The organism is Thermoleophilum album, from assembly GCF_028867705.1.
GTDB lineage: Bacteria > Actinomycetota > Thermoleophilia > Solirubrobacterales > Thermoleophilaceae > Thermoleophilum.
On sequence record NZ_CP066171.1, the window covers coordinates 1,668,216 to 1,686,347 of the forward strand.

At 70.3% G+C, this 18,132-nt stretch carries 15 protein-coding genes and 1 tRNA gene; 1 reads left to right on the forward strand and 15 read right to left on the reverse strand.

What is annotated here, in order from left to right; translation table 11 throughout:
- Positions 1–11 precede the first annotated feature (11 nt).
- The 12 genes from JDY09_RS07705 to disA form a co-directional block, all read right to left on the reverse strand.
- Positions 12–635, reverse strand: coding sequence for an RNA polymerase sigma factor (locus tag JDY09_RS07705; RefSeq protein ID WP_274716350.1), 624 nt, complete (start codon positions 633–635; stop codon positions 12–14).
- A 28-nt stretch (positions 636–663) separates the two neighbouring features.
- Complete coding sequence (locus tag JDY09_RS07710; RefSeq protein ID WP_274716351.1) at positions 664–2,514, reverse strand: 1-acyl-sn-glycerol-3-phosphate acyltransferase; 1,851 nt, start codon at positions 2,512–2,514, stop codon at positions 664–666.
- Positions 2,515–2,600: 86 nt separating this feature from the next.
- A tRNA-Thr gene (locus JDY09_RS07715) sits at positions 2,601–2,673 on the reverse strand.
- Positions 2,674–2,794: 121 nt separating this feature from the next.
- Positions 2,795–3,748 (reverse strand): RNA polymerase sporulation sigma factor SigH, encoded by a 954-nt coding sequence (gene sigH, locus JDY09_RS07720; protein WP_274716352.1) that lies wholly within the window; start codon positions 3,746–3,748, stop codon positions 2,795–2,797.
- A gap of 138 nt (positions 3,749–3,886) precedes the next feature.
- Entirely contained in the window at positions 3,887–4,609 is a 723-nt protein-coding gene (locus JDY09_RS07725; RefSeq protein ID WP_274716353.1) for a TrmH family RNA methyltransferase, read from the reverse strand.
- Between the two features lie 76 nt (positions 4,610–4,685).
- Complete coding sequence (gene cysS, locus JDY09_RS07730) at positions 4,686–6,050, reverse strand: cysteine--tRNA ligase (RefSeq protein WP_274716354.1); 1,365 nt, start codon at positions 6,048–6,050, stop codon at positions 4,686–4,688.
- Positions 6,051–6,094: 44 nt separating this feature from the next.
- Positions 6,095–7,585, reverse strand: coding sequence for an amidase family protein (locus JDY09_RS07735; protein ID WP_274716355.1), 1,491 nt, complete (start codon positions 7,583–7,585; stop codon positions 6,095–6,097).
- Between the two features lie 72 nt (positions 7,586–7,657).
- The gene (gene ispF, locus JDY09_RS07740) at positions 7,658–8,149 is read right to left on the reverse strand and encodes a 2-C-methyl-D-erythritol 2,4-cyclodiphosphate synthase (protein WP_274716356.1); all 492 of its coding nucleotides are present in this window, start codon (positions 8,147–8,149) and stop codon (positions 7,658–7,660) included.
- Positions 8,146–8,988, reverse strand: a complete 843-nt coding sequence (locus tag JDY09_RS07745) for a histidinol-phosphatase (RefSeq protein WP_274716357.1) — start codon at positions 8,986–8,988, stop codon at positions 8,146–8,148. The genes ispF and JDY09_RS07745 overlap by 4 nt, the downstream gene beginning before the upstream one ends.
- 7 nt (positions 8,989–8,995) lie before the next feature.
- Entirely contained in the window at positions 8,996–9,688 is a 693-nt protein-coding gene (ispD, locus tag JDY09_RS07750) for a 2-C-methyl-D-erythritol 4-phosphate cytidylyltransferase (RefSeq protein ID WP_274716358.1), read from the reverse strand.
- A 10-nt stretch (positions 9,689–9,698) separates the two neighbouring features.
- Complete coding sequence (locus tag JDY09_RS07755) at positions 9,699–10,262, reverse strand: CarD family transcriptional regulator (protein WP_274716359.1); 564 nt, start codon at positions 10,260–10,262, stop codon at positions 9,699–9,701.
- Between the two features lie 59 nt (positions 10,263–10,321).
- Positions 10,322–11,431 (reverse strand): DNA integrity scanning diadenylate cyclase DisA, encoded by a 1,110-nt coding sequence (gene disA, locus JDY09_RS07760; RefSeq protein ID WP_274716360.1) that lies wholly within the window; start codon positions 11,429–11,431, stop codon positions 10,322–10,324.
- Positions 11,432–11,500: 69 nt separating this feature from the next.
- On the opposite strand from disA, the gene JDY09_RS07765 reads away from it, so the two are divergent.
- Entirely contained in the window at positions 11,501–12,415 is a 915-nt protein-coding gene (locus JDY09_RS07765; protein ID WP_274716361.1) for an endo alpha-1,4 polygalactosaminidase, read from the forward strand.
- Here the strand turns inward: JDY09_RS07765 and radA are convergent.
- From radA to lysS, 3 genes are all read right to left on the reverse strand, one after another.
- Positions 12,310–13,725 carry a DNA repair protein RadA gene (gene radA, locus JDY09_RS07770; RefSeq protein ID WP_274716362.1) on the reverse strand — a complete coding sequence of 472 codons (1,416 nt, stop codon included), beginning with the start codon at positions 13,723–13,725 and terminating at the stop codon, positions 12,310–12,312. The genes JDY09_RS07765 and radA overlap by 106 nt on opposite strands.
- 34 nt (positions 13,726–13,759) lie before the next feature.
- Positions 13,760–16,387: an ATP-dependent Clp protease ATP-binding subunit gene (locus JDY09_RS07775; protein ID WP_274716363.1), complete on the reverse strand. Its 2,628-nt coding sequence runs from the start codon at positions 16,385–16,387 to the stop codon at positions 13,760–13,762.
- Positions 16,388–16,560: 173 nt separating this feature from the next.
- Positions 16,561–18,102 (reverse strand): lysine--tRNA ligase, encoded by a 1,542-nt coding sequence (gene lysS / locus JDY09_RS07780; protein WP_274716364.1) that lies wholly within the window; start codon positions 18,100–18,102, stop codon positions 16,561–16,563.
- Between the last annotated feature and the right edge of the window lie 30 nt (positions 18,103–18,132).

The window sequence follows — 18,132 nt, forward strand, 5'->3', positions numbered from 1 at the left end:
TCGCTGGAACGCTACGCGTCACGGTGCGCTCTCACCTCCGCCCTACCTTCGCGCGCATCGCGGCTGTTGGCGTCGCGCCCCTCGGCCGGCTCGCCCGTCTCGCCGCGCCGCTCGGCGAGGGCCCGCTCGAGCTGGCGGATCGCACGGTGCAGCAGCACCTTCGTGGCGCCCTCCGAGCGCCCGAGTGCACGAGCGATCTCGCGGTTGTCCATCCCCAGGGCGAAGCGCATAACAAGCGCGTCGCGGCGGTCTTGGGGCAGCTCGACGACGCACGCCAGCACCTCGCGCACCTCGGCGCGCTCGGCGGCGAGCGTCTCCGTGTCGAGCGGGCTCGGCAGCGGGCTCGCCTCGTCGAGCGCGGTTTGCGGCCGGCGGCTGCGGTCGCGGTGCAGGTTGGCGGCGAGGTTGTGGGCGATGCGAATCAGCCACGGCCGCAACGGCCTGCCGTTGGCCTCGGCGCGTGCCCGGGCGTAGTGTCTGTAAGCCTGCAGGAACGTCTGCTCGGTTAGGTCCTCGGCGTCGTGGTGGTTGCCGACGCGGTAGTAGGCGTAGCTGTAGACGTCGCGCAGGTGCGTCCGGTAGAGCTCGCTGAACTCGCGATCGAGCTCAGCCTTCGAGGGCTCGCGCTTGCTCACGCCGCAAGCGAGGCTAGAGGCAGGTGCGTCACGCCGGACGCTGAGTCGGCCGCGGACGCCGGACGCGCTCGAGCCAGCGCTGGTGGTCGAGCCGACCCTCGAGATGGGCGCGCAGCGAGCGGATGAAGGGAGCGTCGACCCCCGCTTCGCGCATCCGCTGTTCGAGCAACGCCACCAATCTGCGCGCCTCGTGCACCGAGGTCCGTACCCGTCGCGGCTTCGGCGGAGCGGTGCCGCGCCGCTCGAGCCGCGCCAGCACCGCGCTCACGACCTGTCCAGCCCCAGCCGGACCGAGCAGCGTGCTGGGGCGCGCCCCGAGACGCCGGGCGAGGTGTTCGACCTCCTCGAACACCCTGCCCACCGCCACACCGGCGAGCGTGACGCTCTCGCTTGCAGCAGCCTCGGCGGCGGCAGCGGCAGCGCTTTGCGCGCAGACAGCGAGCTCGAGGCCGATCACGTCAGTGGTCTCGTCGACACCGAGCCCGCCCGCGCGCAGCGCCTGCGCGACGCGCGCGCGGGCAGCGGGGTCGGTCGCAGCGACCACCGCGCACCCCTCGCCGCGAGCGATCGCCGCGACGTCCAGCTCGTCGTCAGCGAGAGCTGCTCCGCCGATAGCGACAACCGAACCTGAGCGCAGCTGCTCGGCGACGTACGCAGCCGGGGTAGCGCCCGTCGGTCCGACTAGGCCGCTCGCCGCTACCAGCACAGCGGTGCGCTCGCCGATCAGCGGCCGTATGCGCGCCACCGCGCTCGGCAGCTCGTCGGCACCGACGGCGAGGACGACGAGGTCGGGCTGTGCGCACCGATCGGGCTGTGCGCAGCGATCGGACTGTGCGAACCCGTCGCTCTCCGCTCCCCTGCCGTGCCGGCGGTCGTCGGCCGCGGGCGCCGCCACGCGCGTGACGGCGACACCAGCACGCTCGAGAGCCGCAGCAAGCGCATCGCAGGTAGCTCCCTCGCCGACGCACACCGCGCGTCGCAAGGGCGGGTCGCCGCCGAGCCACTCCCACTGCACCTGTACGTGCGGCCACACCCTTTCCAACACCGCCTCGGCCAGCGACGGCGACGGTCGGTCGACGCGCGGGAAGCGCAGCGGGGCGCCGCACCGGACGCGCACTTTGACCGGCCGGATGATCAGGCCGCGGCGTGCGCGCTCGGTGCCGGAGACCGCGATCGGAATCACTGGCGCGCCGGATTCGAGCGCCAAGCGCCCGACGCCGCGCCGCGGGCGGCCGAGCGAGCCGTGGCGGATGCGCGTGCCTTCGGGGAAGATGACGACCGCCTCGCCGCGCTCGAGCAGCGTCAGCGCCGTCGCCATCGCCTCTTCATCGGACTCGCCGCGGCGAACTGGGAACGCGCCAAGCCAGTTGAGATAGCGCCCCCAGAAACGGCGCTCGAACAGCTCGCGCTTGGCCACGAAGTAGATCGGCCGGCGCAAACAGCAACCGATCACGAACGGGTCGAGAAAACTACGGTGGTTGCTGGCGAGGATCACGGGCCCGTCGGGGATGTGCTCATGGCCGATGCGCTCGAGCCGGAAGTAAGCGTGGATGAGCGGCTGCAGGACGATGCGTGTCAGCCAGTAGACGACCCGGTTCACGCCGCGACGTCGGGTGAGGTCGTGGAAGCGCTCGAGCGCGCGGTCGGAGGGGTTGGGGCGACCCGCAGGCCCCGGCCGCTCGCCGCGGGCAGAGCGATCCGCGCGATCGGTGCGGGGAGAGGATGCGACTACCGGGGTCGCTGTCGGGGTCGACGGGTCGCGCGCGTGGTCTGCCGCCTCGGTCGGCGCTGCGATCTTGCTGCTCTCTGTCGGGACGGCGAACGTGCGCGACGCGTCAGCGCCGTCGAGTTCGCGCACCCCACCGCTCTCTGCGCTCATCCACTAGAGCGCTACCCGCCGCCGCGCGCGCGGTTACGCGCAGTCGCAGTGCGGTGACCCGTCGCCGCTTCCCACTGCGCGGCTCAAGCCCGCCCCCGGACTCGAACCGGGAACCCCTGCATTACAAGTGCAGCGCTCTACCAATTGAGCTAGGCGGGCGTTGTGGTGTCAGTTCAGCGTAGCGGCACGGAAGCGATGCACCGCCGGCGCGGCGCGCCTACGAGCGGCCTGCGCAAGGGGCACACGCCCCCGCAGCGACAGCGCCGCCGCCGGGGCGATCCTACGCTGCTTCGGCGAGCTCGACGCCCGCGGCGCGGCGCTGTGCGCTCGCCGCGCGTGCCTTGGCGGGCTTGCGCCGCGCACCCTTGGTTGCGACTGCCGCTAGGCCCGGAGCACCCGCGTTGCGGCCACGCGCCGCGAGCGGGTCGGCATCGCGCGCCGCGAGGTGCGTGCCGACCTTGCGCTTGACGCGCTGCAGGGCGTTGTCGACCGCTTTGGCGTCGCAACCCAGGCGCCCGGCGATCGCCTCGTAGGAGTGACCGTCGAGGTACAGGGATAGCACCCGGCTCTCTAGCTCGGAGAGACGCGTCGTGAGGCACTCGAGGAGGCTGTTGAACTCCTCTTGGCGGATTACCTCGGCGGCGGGGTCGCGGTCGATCGTGCCGGCGAGAACCTCGTCCAGCGTCTGGTCGCTGTCGGCGGCCGCCGCCGGTGTCTGCGAGAACGACACGTATTCGTTCAGCGGTGTGTGCTTGTGGCGGGTCGACGTTTTCACCGCGGTGATGATCTGACGGGTGATGCAGAGCTCGGCGAAGTTGCGGAAGCTCGATTCGCGGTCCCAGCGGTAGTCGCGAATCGCTTTGTAGAGACCGACAAGCCCTTCCTGAACGAGATCGTCGGCGTCGCCACCGACGAGGAAGTAGGACGAAGCCTTGACGCGCACGAAGCCGTGGTAGCGGCGCACCAGGGCTTCTACAGCGTCGCGCCGACCGCGCTTCGCCAGCGCCACCAGATACTCATCATCAACCTCAGGTTGAGAGTTAGATCGCGTACCGTTCTTGGCGCGCGCGAGCTCTGGCGACTTGCTGGAAGCGTGCTCCGGCGCCGCCTTCGCGCGCGCGGCCACGCTCGTCGCCGCCGGTTCCGTGACTGCTCGACTAAGCGCTGCCGCTTCTGCGGCCGGCTCGTCGCTAACGGTCTCGATACGTGGGGAGGCAGCAGAGGTGGTTGCCATCGCAAGCTCCTTTCCGGGCAGAAGCCCCGAAGCTCCGTGGCGCCTACCTCCCCTCGGCGCCGGACTAAGCCGACTGTCGTTTCTAGACTGAACCTTAGGTTCAGCCTCAAGCAAGTTATCGGTATCGCAACAGAAATGTCAAGAGCAGCCTTTCGGTTGCAAAATTCCTTGCCGCAGCGCGCTGACGCCGTAGGCGAGCGCAGCGGCAGCGGCAGCGACGTTGAGCGAACCCACTCGACCGCGCTGTTCGAGCGCGACCACAGCGTCGCTCACCGCGCGCACGGTGCGTCTTGCGCCCCGACCCTCCGACCCGAACACGAGCACGACGCGACCGCTGTAGTCGTAGCGGTGCCAAGGGTCTCCCTCGACATCGGCGAGGTAGACCCAGGCGCCTGCCTCCTTCGCGCGCTCGAGCCAGCGCGGGAGCGTCTTGACACGGGCCACGCGCACGTGTTCCACCGCCCCCGCTGACGCACGACAGACGGCCGCCGTGACGCCAACCGCCCGCCGCTCGCAGATCACCACCCCGCTGGCGCCGACAGCGTCGGCGATCCTGCACACCGACCCGAAGTTGTGCGGATCCTGCACCTCGTCCAGCGCCAGCACGAGCGCGTCGCGCTCGGCGAGCAACTCGTCGGCGTCGACGTACGGGTAAGGATCGGCGAGCGCGACCACCCCCTGATGCTCCACGCCGGCGAGCTCGTCGAGCTGCGAGCGCTCGACACTCCGCACCGGCAGCGCGGCGGCGAGCAACCACTCCTCGCTGGCGACCCGGGCGGTCGCGAGCACCTCGCGCACACCTCGCCGGCCGGCACGCAGCAGCTCGCGGACGGGGTTGCGGCCAGCGACGATCTCACCCACCCCACTCCAGCCACCACTACCGGCCAGCCCGGTGTGGTCCAGTCGGCCGCGGGCCGACGCGTCCTGGCCCCGTCGGCTACCGGCGGACGAGCTGTGGCCCCGTCGGCGTGTCACGCACTTCCCAACCAAGCTCGCGCAGGCGCGCGCGCAACGCGTCGGCGCGGGCGAAATCGCGCTCCCGCCGCGCCCGCTCGCGCTCCTCAAGGAGCGCCTGCGCCTCGCCGTCGGCGGTCACCGCTGTGTCGCCGGCCAACAGCGAGTCGAGTCCGAAAACCCACAGCAAATCGCGCAGCCGACCGGGACCGAGGCGCTCGCCCGCATCGAGCCTGCGGTTGAGCTCGCCGACCCACTCGAACACGACGGCGCGCGCCTTCGGCGTATTGAAGTCGTGGGCGAGCGCCGCATCGAAACGCTCGACCAGCGCGTCGGCGCCAGGCAGCTCGGGACCGTCGGGATCGAGTCGGCGCCCCAGCTCGCGCACACGTTCGGCAGCACGTTGCGCTTCGGCAAGCAGCTCCTCCGAGAAGCGCAACGGCTGGCGGTAGTGGCCCCCGACGAAGTACATGAGCAGCGCCTCGCGACCGAAACGGTCGAGCACCTCGTGCAGCCGGCGGATGTTGCCGACCGATTTGGCCATCTTCTCGTCGCCGAGCTCGACCATGCCGTTGTGCATCCAGATGCGCGCGAGCGGCCGGTGCCGAGCGGCCTCCGTTTGCGCGATCTCGTTCTCGTGGTGCGGAAAGATGAGGTCCGAACCACCGCCGTGAATTTCAAACTCAAGGCCCAAAAGCGCCTCGGCCATCGCCGAGCACTCGATGTGCCACCCTGGCCGCCCCTCGCCCCACGGCGACGGCCACCAAGTGTCCTCGTCGGGCTTGCGCGCCTTCCAGAGCGCGAAGTCCTGGGGAGCCTCCTTGCGGCGGGCAGCGTCGTCGCCCTCGCCCTGCTCCATCTCCTCCAGCGAACGGTTCGACAGCTTGCCGTAGTCGGCGAAGCTGCGCACGCGGAAGTAAACGTCGCCGTCGACTACATAGGCATGGCCCTGGCGCACTAGCTCATCGATCAGGGCGACGATGTGATTGATCGTCTCGCTCGCGCGCGGCTCGGCGTCGGGTCGGCCGAGACCGAGGCGGTCGGTGTCGGCGATGTAGTGGCGCGTCATCTCGGTGGCGAGCTCGGTGCTCGCCACACCGGCGCGCCGCGCCGCCTCGTAGATCTTGTCGTTGATGTCGGTGATGTTGATCACCAGCCGCACGTCGTAGCCCAAGCGCGTCAGGAAGCGCTTGAGGAGCGAGAAGACCACGTAGGGGCGCGCGTTACCGACGTGGATGCGGTCGTAGACCGTCGGTCCGCAGGCGTAGATACCGACCCTCGGTGGCTCGCGCGGCTCGAGCCGCCGGACGCTGCCGGATAGCGTGTCGTGGATCGCGACCTCGCGCACGCCGGCAGTGTACGTGCGCAGGCGACGCGCGCTACTCGGGCGGCCTAGCCGCGCGCCGCGCGCACCGGGGCTGCGACGCCGTCCTCGGCCAGCGGCGGGCGGGGCGGATCGGCGAGCCCGAGCGCCGCCTCGATCTCGGCCCCGACGCGCATCAGAAGCGACTCCGCGCCGCGCGGGGCGACGAGCTGCACCGAGCGTGGCAGCCCGTCGCCGGCGATCCCCGCCGGCAGCGCGAGCGCCGGCAGGTCGAGATGGTTCCAGGCGATAGTGAACGGGTAGACCTGGCCCATCGCGAAGAGCGTGCGCAGCGCACCCGTACCCTCCCACTCCGTCGCTGCGACCGGAGGTCGCGCGACCGTCGGGGTAACGAGCAGGTCGTAGCGCGAGAAAAACTCGTCGAAGCGTTCGCGACTGGCAGCTGCGTGCGCGAGGGCGCGATCGAGCACCCGGTCGGGCACCGCGCGGCCGAGACGCACGAAGCCGCGCGTTCGCCGCTGCAGGCGCGCGGGCAGGTCGAGCGCTGCCGCGTCGTCGGCGATGCCGCGCAGGTAGCGGGCGATCGCGGGCAGCGCCAAAAGCCCGTAGGGAGGGGCAGCGCGCTCGACGGTGTGCCCGAGCCGCCGCAGCTCGCCGGCGATCCGTTCGACCGCGTCGCGCACCGACGCGTCGACCAGCGCTGGCAGCTGCGGGCGCGTCGAGACCGCGATCCGCAACCGAGGGGGGCGCTCGGCGACAGCTTCCGACCACGCGCGCCCAGAACCATCGGGAGAGCGGTCGGCGACCGCGTCGAGCAACAGCGCCGTGTCCGCTACTGTGCGAGTCAGGAAGCCGTAGACGATCAGCCCGTTCCAAGGGTTCTCGGCCGGGGCTGTCGGCACCAAACCGCGCGCAGGCTTCAAACCGACGAGGTGACAGCAGGCGGCGGGGATGCGGATCGATCCCGCCCCGTCCGACGCCGTCGCGGCGGGCACGAGGCCGGCAGCGACCGCCGCGGCACTCCCGCCCGACGATCCGCCAGGCGTGCGTTCGCGCTCCCAAGGGTTACGCGTCACCCCGAAGCCGAGCGACTCCGTCGCCCCGATCGCGGTGAGCTCGGGAACGTTGGTCTTGCCGACGACGACCGCGCCGGCGGCGCGCAAGCGCCGAACGAGCTCGCTGTCGCGAGCGGCCGGTCTCGTCACGGCGAGCGTTCCGCGCGTCGTCAGCTCGCCAGCCACGTCCTGGTCGTCCTTGATCGCGACCGGAAGGCCGAGCAGCGGGCGCTCGTCACCGGCGGCGCGGCGGGCATCGGCCTGCTCTGCTTCCGCTAGCGCGCGTTCAGCGAAGACGCAGCGAAAAGCGCCGAGCTCGCCGTCGATGCGCTCGATCCGCGCCAGCAGCGTCGCGACGAGTTCCCGTGCCGACAGCTCGCGCCGCGACAGCGCCGCCAACACGCCGCGCACGCCAGCGAACGCGAGCTCCTCGCCCGTGCCGCTCTGCGCGCCCCCTGGATCCGCGCTGGCGCGGTGCTCTCGACCCGCCCCTCCGTCGCTCATCGTCCCCCCTCTCGAGTCGCCTCTTGTCGCTCCTCGCACACTCCCGGCACCGCCGATCGCTGGCCACCGCCGCTAGCTCGCCGGCGCGACAGTCGCGACCGCGAGCGCGGCGACGCCCTCCCCGCGGCCGACGAACCCCATGCCCTCGCCGCGCGTGAACTTAACGTTGACGCGGTCGAGTGAAACACCGAGCACTTGCGCCAGGCGTGCGCGCATCTCGTCACGGTAGGGCGCGAGACGCGGCGCTTCGCAGACGACGGTGGCGTCGACGTTTACAGGCACGAAACCGGCGGCGCGCACCGCTGCGACTGTGTCGCGCAAGAGCGCGATCGAGTCGGCGCCGCGGAAGCGCTCGTCGTCGTCGGGGTAGCGCTCGCCGATGTCGCCAAGCCCTGCCGCCCCCAACAGCGCGTCGATGACGGCATGAGCGAGCGCGTCGGCGTCCGAGTGGCCAAGCAACCCGAGCTCGGCATCGGCGATCTCGACACCGCCGAGCACGAGGCGGCGCCCCGCCACCAAGCGGTGCGCGTCGTAGCCGATTCCGCAGCGTGGGGTGGCGCTCACGGCAGTGGTTCGAGCCGGCGCGCGCGCCGCTCGAAGACAGCGATGCGCTCGACCCCCGCGTCGCGCAAAAGCTCGACCGCTTCTTCGTAGCGGAAGCCGACCTGGTCGGGACGGTGAGCGTCGGAGGAGAGCGCGATCGGGCGGCCGAGCGCCACGCACTCGCGCAGGAAGGCCGCATCGGGGTACGGCTCGCCGATCGGTTTGCGCCAACCGGCGGTCGAGAACTCGATAGCCACGTCGCTTTCGGCGATTGCCTCGAGCGCGACCTCCCAATAGAAGCGCGGATCGCGTTCGGGCCACGGCCCGGAACGTCCTTGCACCTTGACGAGATCGGGATGGGCGAGGATGTCGAAAAGGCCGCTGCGCGCCGCCTGCCCGAGAAGCTCGAAGTAGCGCCGCCAAACCGTGTCGGGGTCGTAGCGTCGCCACGCGTCGTGGTCACGCCAGCGCGCGTCGCCGAGCAGGTCGACGATGGTGTCGTCGACGAAGTGAACCGAGCCGACCACGTAGTCGAAGTCGTGTGCCGCAACCAGTTCGGCGATCCGTTCCTCGCGACCGGGCAGATAGTCGAGTTCGATACCGAGCTTGAGGTCGGTCTCTTCGCGCACGAAGGCGCAGTACTCGTCGAGATCGTCGGCCGCCCAGTACCGGTACCACGGGTGGTCCCAAACCACGAGCGACTGGTGAAAACGGTGGACGTGCTCGGAGACGCCGAGCTCCCCTATGCCGGCGGCGGTCGCTGCCTCGCGGTAGCGCTGGGCGTTTTCGGCCGTGAAGTGGTCGCGTGCTCGCGCCCGCTCGTCGTCGGGGCGTAGATGCAGGTGGTAGTCGGTCAGCACCGGCCGCTCATTCTCGCGAACCGCTCGCAGCGACGCCGGCAAGCGCCGCCGCCAGCTCGAGATCGTCGCGCACGGTGATCTTGAAGTTGCGCGGGCTGGCGGGCACGAGGCGTACTCGTCCACCGCAACGCTCGACGAGGGCGGCCTCGTCGGTCGCCGCGCGGACGACCGCGTCGGGGAGAGCGAGTGCCGCCCGCAGCGCGTCGGCGCGAAACGCCTGCGGCGTCTGCACCGCCCAAAGGCGCGAGCGGTCGAGCGTGCGCTCGACGTAGCGCCCGTCGCTCGACTCCTTGACGGTGTCGACGAGCGGCGTCGCGGCGATCGCCGCATCGGCGTCGGCGAGCGCGTCGAGACAGGCGCGCGCGAGCAGTGGCGTCGCGAAGGGACGCGCGGCGTCGTGGACGACGACCGCCTCCGCGTCGCCGGCCGCCGCGAACCCGGCGCGCACCGACAGCGCCCGCTCCTCGCCGCCGGCTACCAGTCGTAGCGGCACACCGCTACCGGCGAGCGCGGCGCGGAACGGTTCAGCGCCCACCTCGGGTGGCACCACCACGACGAGCACGTCGCACACGGGCACTAGCGCCGCGGCCGCCCACGACACGAGCGGCCGCCCGGCCAGCTCGACGAGCGCCTTGGGCAGCTCGCTCCCGAGGCGCTCGCCGCGGCCGGCGGCCGCGATAACGCCGGCTATGGCAGCCACGCGCGCCGCGCTAGGCGGTCGCGGCAGCGCCCGTGCGTTCGGCGTGGGCTTCGCGGATCACCTGCTCGAGGTGCGCCTCGGCTTCCTCCTCCTCCATGTCGAGCGCATACATGAGCTCGGAGGCAAGGATTTTCTTGGCGCGCGTGTACATCTGCTTCTCGCCGGTCGAGAGACCCTTCTCGATCTCGCGGATGCCGAGGTTGCGCACCACCTCGGCGAGCTCGAAGACGTCGCCGGTCTTGATCTTCTCGCGGTTGTACTTAAAGCGCCGGTTCCAGTTTTTCGGCATCTGGCTGACGTCCTCGCGCAGCACGGACAGCACGCGCTGCACCTCTTCGTCGCTGATCACCCGGCGCAAACCGGCACGACCGGCGTTCTCGGTCGGCACCATCACCGTCATGTCGTTGTGGAGGATCTTGATCGTCAGGTACTCGCGCTTGGTGCCGAGCACCTCCTTGATCTCCTTGCGCACGACCCGGCCGGCGCCGTGGTGCGGATAGACGACGTTGTCGCCGACCTCGAACTGGCAATCCACAACGGTCTCGTCACTCTTGGTTTTCGCGTCGCGCTCCATGGTCTCGCTGATCGTCCCTCCTAGAGCGGAGCCGGCGCCCACGGGCGCCAGCGGTTGACCTACGTTTGCAAGTAGCGGTCGACGAGGTTGATCTCCTGGAGGCGGCGCAGGCCCTCGCGAATCTCCTTGGCGCGCAGGTCGCCCACGCCTTCCACAGCCTCGAGATCCTCGTCCGATGCCGCAATGATCTCGTCCAGTCCGCGGAACTCCTCGACGATGCGTTGCACGACGATCCGCGGCAGGCGCGGGATCCGTTCGAGGATGCGGTAGCCGCGCGGCGATACCGGCTGATCGATCGTGTTGACCTTGCGGTCATAGCCGAGGAGTTCCGCGAGCTGGCCGAAGTCGAGCAAGTCCTGGTGCGAGAGGCGGGCGAGCGTCTCGAGCACACGCGCGTAGTTCTCCTCGTCGGGGTCGACGATGTAGTCCTTGACGAGCGCAGCCCGTTCCGACGCCACACCCACCATCGTCTCCTCGAGCTGCATCTCGATCAAGCGGCCCTCGGCCCCGAGCTCGACGATGTAGCGCTCGATCTCCATCGCCATGCGCGTCACGAGCTCGGAGCGCTGGAGAACGGTGAGGACGTCGTGGAGCGTCGCGCCGCCCTCGAACTCGAGCGCCGTGAGCCGTGTCGACACCTGGTCGAGGCGCGAGCGGTACTTGTCGAGCGTGGCGAGCGCCTGGTTGGCCTTGGCCAGCACGACCGGGATGTCCTCGAGGATGTACTTGCTGCCGTCGATGTAGAGCGACACGACGTTGCGCGTCTGCGAGATCGCGATCACGAGCGCGCTCGTCTGTTTCGATACACGTTCGGCGGTGCGGTGGCGGGTGCCCGTTTCTAGCGAGGTGATCGTGGGGTCGGGCATGAGCTGGACGTTCGCCCATACGATCTTGCTGGCGTTGGGCGAGAGCACGATCGCCCCGTCCATCTTCGCGAGCTGGTAGAGAAGCTGGGGGGTGTAGTCGACGTCGATCTTCACCCCGCCCGAGAGCAGAAACGCGAGCTCTTCCTGCTCGCCGATACAGATCAGCGCACCGGTGCGGGCGCGAACGATGTTGTCGAGTCCCTCGCGCAGCGCCGTGCCCGGCGCCACCATCTCGAGGGCCCTTACCAACCGGGGCTCTTGTCGAGAGTCAAGACCACTCCCACCATCCCCGGCTTGCGCCATAGTGCTCGATGATACGGGAGACGGTGCGACGATGCAGTCCCACGAACCACGACGAGCAAATCAACGACGGTGCCGCGACGCCGCGCACTGCTAGCCGCCGGTGCGGCTCTGGTCTTCGCCTTGGTGGCGGCTTCCGCGGCTGCGGGGGCAGGCGCCGCCGCCACCGGTGCCCGCAAGGAGAGGCTCACGAAGCTGCACTCGGCACGCACGTTCGCGCTCGCTTTGGGGGTCGACCTGCGAAGACGCGCGCTCGCACGCCGGCTCGCTGCTTACGATCTTGTGGTCGTCGATGGCGAGGACACGCCCGCCGCAGCTCTGCGCTACCTGCGCCGGCGCGGCGCGCTGGTGCTCGGCTACCTGTCGGTCGGAACGGTCGAGCCCGATCGCTTCTGGACGAAGCGCGCCCGCCGCTACGCGCTTGCACCGGTTCCGGGGTGGCCCGAGCGTTACGCCGACGTGGCGCGAAGCGGTTACCGCAAGTTGCTCGTCGGCGCGGTCGCACCGCGGCTTTTGGCGCGTGGTTTCGACGGGCTCTTTCTCGACAACGTCGACGTCGTCGAGAGCTATCCGCGCCTGGCACGCCCGATGCGCCAGCTGGTCGCCGACATTGCGCGCCTGGTGCGGCGGCGCGGGAAGCTGCTCGCCGCGCAGAACGCCGACGGTTTCACGCGCCGCCATCTGCTGCGCTGGCTCGACGCCTGGAACCGCGAAGACGTGAGCTGGCGCTACGACTTCGAGCGCCGCGCCTACGCGCCCACCGCGGCAAGCGAGCGCGCACGGGCGCTCGGGACGGTCAGACGGCTGCGCGCGACCGGGCTGGTCGTCACCGTCACCGACTATCCGCCGCCCGGCGACAGCTCAGCAGCGCAGGCTGCCGTTCAGGCTGCTTGCTCGGCCGGGGCGCTGCCTTGGATCTCGGACATCGCGCTGCGCACGCTGCCGGCGACGCCACCCCGCTGCGCAGCCAGCGAGAAGGCACGCTGAAGGGCGGCGCGCAACGTCGGCGTCTCGCCGCCCGGGGCGATCACGGGCGCGAGCCCGAACCGCGCAGCTTCGGCGTGCCGGCGCTCGGCGCGCGCCACCGGCCGCAGCTCGCCGCCGAGCCCGACCTCGCCGAACGCCACCACGCGGCGCTCGCGGTCGCCGAGCGGCACGCCCCGTGCCGCCGACGCCACCGCCAGCGCGACCGCGAGGTCGCCGCCCGGTTCGTCGACACGCAGACCGCCGGCTATCGAGACGAAAACGTCGGCGCTACCGAGCCGCAGCCCGGCGAAACGCTGCAGCACGGCGAGGACTAGCGCCAGACGGTTGCGGTCGACGCCGGCGCTCACCCGGCGCGGCGGAACCGCCTCAGAGGGCACGACCAGCGCTTGCACCTCGCACAAGAGCGGCCTGGAGCCCTCGAGCGCCGAGAGCACTACCGAGCCGGGCGGCGGCGGTCCGGAGCCGACGAGACGCGCGGAGGCGTCGCCGACCTCGGCGAGGCCGTCGTCGGCCATCTCGAACAGCCCAGCCTCGCCTGTAGCGCCGAAACGGTTCTTGAACGCGCGCAGCACGCGAAGGCCGCGCTCGCGCTCGCCCTCGAACGCGAGCACGCAATCGACGAGATGCTCGAGCGTGCGCGGACCGGCTATCGCGCCGTCCTTGGTGACGTGCCCGACGAGCAGAACACAGACGCGCAGACGCTTCGCTGCTTCGAGCAGTCGCGCCGCTGTCTCGCGCACCTGGGCCACCGACCCCGGAGCGCTAGCGAGCTCGGGGTCGCGCAGCACCTGCACCGAGTCGACCACGCAGAGCGCCGGTCGTTCGCGCTCGATCGTCGCGCAGATCGCACCGACGTCGGTTTCGCAGACCACCGGCACCTCGAGCGCCGCACGACCGAGGCGCTCGGCTCGCAGGCGCACCTGGCCGGCCGACTCCTCTCCCGAGACGTAGAGCACGCGCTCGCCGGCGGCGGCGAGCGCCGCTGCGGCCATCGTCGTCAGTGTCGACTTGCCGACCCCTGGTTCGCCGCCGATCAGGACCAGCGACCCGGGCACGAAACCGCCGCCGAGGACACGGTCGAGCTCGCCGATCCCGGTGGCGATGCGCGCTCCGCTGTCGGCCGCGATATCGGCCAGGCGCCGCGGCACGAGGGGACGCGCCCTCCCTGTCGCGCTGCCGCCGCCCGAGCGCTCGGTCGGTGCGCGCTGCTCGACGAGCGTGTTCCAGCTGCCGCAACCGGGGCAGCGACCGTGCCAGCGCCGGCTCTCGAAGCCGCAGCGCGCACAGACGTGGAGCGTTTGCGCTGCCATCGCGCCGACCGTAACGGCCGGCGCGGACGTTGCGCTACTCGTGCTCGGGCGCGGCCGTGTCGGCCTCGTCGGCCGTCGGCGACTCGCCCTCTGCCTCCGGCAGTTCGGGCAGCGGCGGCGCATCCGCCCCCGCTGCCGGCTCGCCGCCCTCGCCGGCACCCTGCTCGCCGGCCGCCTTGGCTCCGACACCGACCGGCTCGCGCTTGCGCTCGGGCTTCTGGATCGTGATCTTGACCTCGCCGCCCTCCTCGTCGGGGGCGCGATCGACGATCACCGTCGAGCCCGGCGGCATGTTCTGCGACAGCACCTCGTCGGCCAGCGGGTCCTCGATGTAGCGCTGGATGGCGCGCCGCAGCGGCCGCGCACCCATCGCCGGGTCCCAACCCTTCTCGACGAGGAACTCGCGCGCCTCCTCGGTGAGGTTGAGCGACAACTCGCGCTCGGCGAGCGTCTCGCGGATGCGCTTGAGCAAGAGCTCGACGATCTGCTTGATCTCGTCCTTCGTGAGCTTGTGGAAGACGATGACCTCGTCGATGCGGTTGAGCAGCTCGGGGCGGAAGACCTTCTTGAGCTCGCCCATGATCCGGGTCTTCATGTCCTCGTAGGACATGCCGGTCTCGTCCTGGATCGTGAAACCGAGACTTGTGTTCTTTGAGATCTCGGACGCCCCGATGTTCGAGGTCATGATCACGATCGTGTTGCGGAAGTCGACCGTGCGCCCCTGGGCGTCGGTGAGGCGACCGTCTTCCAGGATCTGCAGCAGGATGTTGAAGACGTCAGGGTGCGCCTTCTCGATCTCGTCGAGGAGCAGCACGCTGTAGGGCTTGCGCCGCACCGCCTCGGTCAGCTGCCCGCCCTCGTCGTAGCCAACGTAGCCCGGCGGCGATCCCACGAGGCGCGAGACAGCGTGCTTCTCCATGTACTCGGACATGTCGATGCGCACCATCGCGTCCTCGTCGCCGAAGAGGAACTCGGCGAGCGTGCGCGCCAGCTCGGTCTTGCCGACACCGGACGGGCCGAGGAAGATGAACGACCCGGTCGGGCGCTTCGGGTCCTTGAGACCGGCGCGCGAGCGGCGGATCGCCTTCGACACCGCCTCGATTGCGGCGTGCTGGCCGATCACGCGCTTGTGGAGCTCGTCCTCCATGCGCATCAGCTTCTGCGCCTCGGCCTCGGTCAGCTTGAAGACGGGGATGCCCGTCCACATCGAGACGATGTCGGCGATCTCTTCCTCGCCGATCTCGGGCCGCTCGCCCTCTTCGCCCGAGCGCCACTTCTCTTCCAGCTCGCGCTTCTTCTGCGTCAGCTGGCGCTCCTTGTCGCGCAGGTTCGCGGCCTTCTCGAACTCCTGCGCCTCGATCGCTGCTTCCTTCTCGCGCCGCGTCTTCTCGATCTCCTCCTCGAGCTCGCGGTAGACGGGCGGCGAGGTCATCGCCTTGATGCGGGCACGCGAAGCGGCCTCGTCGATCAGGTCGATCGCCTTGTCGGGCAGGAAGCGGTCGGAGATGTAGCGGTCGGCGAGCTCGGCGGCGGCTTGCAGCGCCTCGTCGGTGATCTTCACGCGGTGGTGCTGCTCGTAGCGGTCGCGCAAGCCCTTGAGGATCTGAACCGTCTCATCGACGGAGGGCTGCTCGACGCGGATCTGCTGGAAGCGGCGCTCCAGCGCCGAGTCGCGCTCGAGATACTTGCGGTACTCGTCGAGCGTCGTCGCTCCGATCGTCTGCAGCTCGCCGCGGGCGAGCGCCGGCTTCAGGATCGACGCGGCGTCGATCGCACCCTCGGCGGCACCGGCGCCGACGAGGTTGTGAAGCTCGTCGATGAAGAGGATGATGTCGCCCCGCTGGGTGATCTCCTTCATCACCTTCTTGAGGCGCTCCTCGAACTCGCCGCGGTACTTCGAGCCGGCCACGAGCGCTGCCAGGTCGAGCGTGTAGATCTGCTTGTTGCGCAGAATCTCGGGCACCTGGCCAGAGACGATGCGCTGGGCCAGACCTTCGACGACAGCGGTCTTGCCGACGCCCGGCTCGCCCACCAGCACCGGGTTGTTCTTGGTGCGGCGGGAGAGGATCTGCATGATCCGCTCGATCTCGCGCTCGCGCCCGACGACGGGGTCGAGCTTGCCCTCGGCCGCCATCTTGGTGAGGTTGCGGCCGAACTGGTCGAGCAGCTTCGAGCTCTTCTTGGCTTCGGCCGACTGGGCGCTCTGCCCGCGCGCCTGGCGTCCGCCTGGACCCGACAGCATGCGGATCACCTCGTTGCGGATCTTTTCGGCGTCGGCGTCGAAATCGAGCAGGATGCGCGCCGCGACACCCTCGTTCTCGCGCACGAGGCCGAGCAGGATGTGCTCGGTGCCGATGTAGTTGTGGCCGAGCGACAGCGCTTCGCGCAGCGCCAGTTCGAGCACTTTCTTGGCGCGCGGGGTGAACGGAATCTGGCCGGACTGGACCTCTTCGCCCGAGCCGACAATCCGCACCACCTGCGCACGCACCCGCTCGACGGTGATGTCGAGCGACTCGAGCACGCGGGCCGCGAGTCCTTCCTCCTCCCGCAGCAGCCCGAGCAGGATGTGCTCGGTGCCGATGTAGTTGTGCTTCAGGATCCGCGCCTCCTCCTGGGCGAGGACCACGACCTGCCGTGCCCTTTCGGTGAAGCGCTCAAACACGGGAGCTACGCCTCTTCCCTTGTCTCGCTTTCATGGGTCGGCTAGTGCCCAGACCCTCACTCCGGATATCGGCAGGTACCGCCTCCGTGGTGAGCGGTCCGGGTTCCAGATCCGACGCCTGGGGCCAGTCTACCAACGGGCCGGTCGGGCTCCGAACGGGTACCTGACGGCCCTCAACCGCGCGGACGCATCGCGGGGAACAGAACCACCTCGCGGATCGCGCGGCGCCCCGTCAGCAGCATCACTAGCCGATCGATGCCGACGCCGATGCCTCCGGTCGGCGGCATCCCGTGCTCGAGCGCGCGCAAGAAGTCCTCGTCCCACGGCTGCGCCTCGTCGTCACCGGCCGCCCGCTCGCGTGCCTGCGCCTCGAAACGGCGGCGCTGCTCGTCGGGATCGTTGAGCTCGGTGAAGGCGTTAGCGAACTCGATACCGCCCGCGAAGCACTCGAACCGTTCCACGAGCCCCGGCTGCGAGCGGTGGTCTTTGGCGAACGGCGACAGCTCCTTGGGGTAGTCGAAGATGAACGTCGGCTGCTCGAGGTGCGGCTCGACGTGCTTGGAGAGGAGGTCGTCGACCAGCTGCGCCCAGGTCGCGGCCGGCTCGAGCTCGATCCCGCGGGCACGTGCCGCCGCTAGCAGCGCGTCGCGGTCGCGCAGCGCGAGCACGTCGAGACCGGTGCGCTCGGCGATCGCCTCGCGCAGCGTCACGCGTCGCCACGGCCGGTCGAAGCGCAGCGGCCCCGCGTAGCCGATCTCGGCCGCCACGTAGCGCACCAGCTCCTCGAGCTCGGCGGCGATGTCGCGGTAGTCGGCGTACGCCTCGTACCACTCGAGCATCGTGAACTCGGGGTTGTGCTTGTGCGACAGCCCCTCGTTGCGGAAGTCCTTGCCGAGCTCGTAAACGCGCTCGAGCCCTCCGACGATCAGGCGCTTCAGGTACAGCTCGGTGGCGATGCGCAGGTAGAAGTCGCGGTCGAGAGCGTTGTAGTGGGTGACGAACGGGCGCGCGTGAGCCCCGCCGTAGATCGGCTGCAAAACGGGGGTCTCGACCTCGATGAAGCCGCGCTCGTCGAGCCAGCGGCGAACGGCGCGCACGATCCGCGAGCGCGTGATGAACAGTTCGCGCGTTTCGGCGTTGGCGATCAGGTCGAGCTCGCGGTGGCGGTAGCGCAGCTCGACATCCTCGAGGCCGTGGTACTTCTCGGGCGGCGGCCGCAGCGACTTGGCCAGCAAGCGCCAATCGTGTGCGGCGATGCTGAGCTCGCCCCGACGCGTGCGCACCACGTGCCCCTCGACCCCGACGAGGTCGCCGAGATCGAGCCCCACGAGCGTTTCGAACGAGCCCTCGCCGAGACGGTCGCGCCGCGCCAAAACCTGGATCTTGCCGCTGCGATCGACGATGTCGAGGAAGGCGGCGCCGCCGTGGCCGCGACGGGCGGCAAGGCGGCCCGCGACGCGGTAGCGGACGCTCTCGTCTTCCCCACCGGGCGCGAGGTCGGTGTGACGCTGAGCGATCTCGGCGGCGGGTGTGGGGGTCGGGTAGGAGTGCGGGAAGGGGTCGATCCCCGCCGCCCGCAAGCGTGCGAGCTTGTTGCGGCGGTCGAGCTCGGCCTGGCTGCGCCGCTCGGCGGCTACCTCGTCCGGCGAGGTGGCGGCGCTCCCCGCACTGTCGCTCGCACCAGCCGCTGTTTGGCGCTCTTCGCCGTCGGTCACGCCGAGAGCGTACGGGTCCGGCGGCTTGTG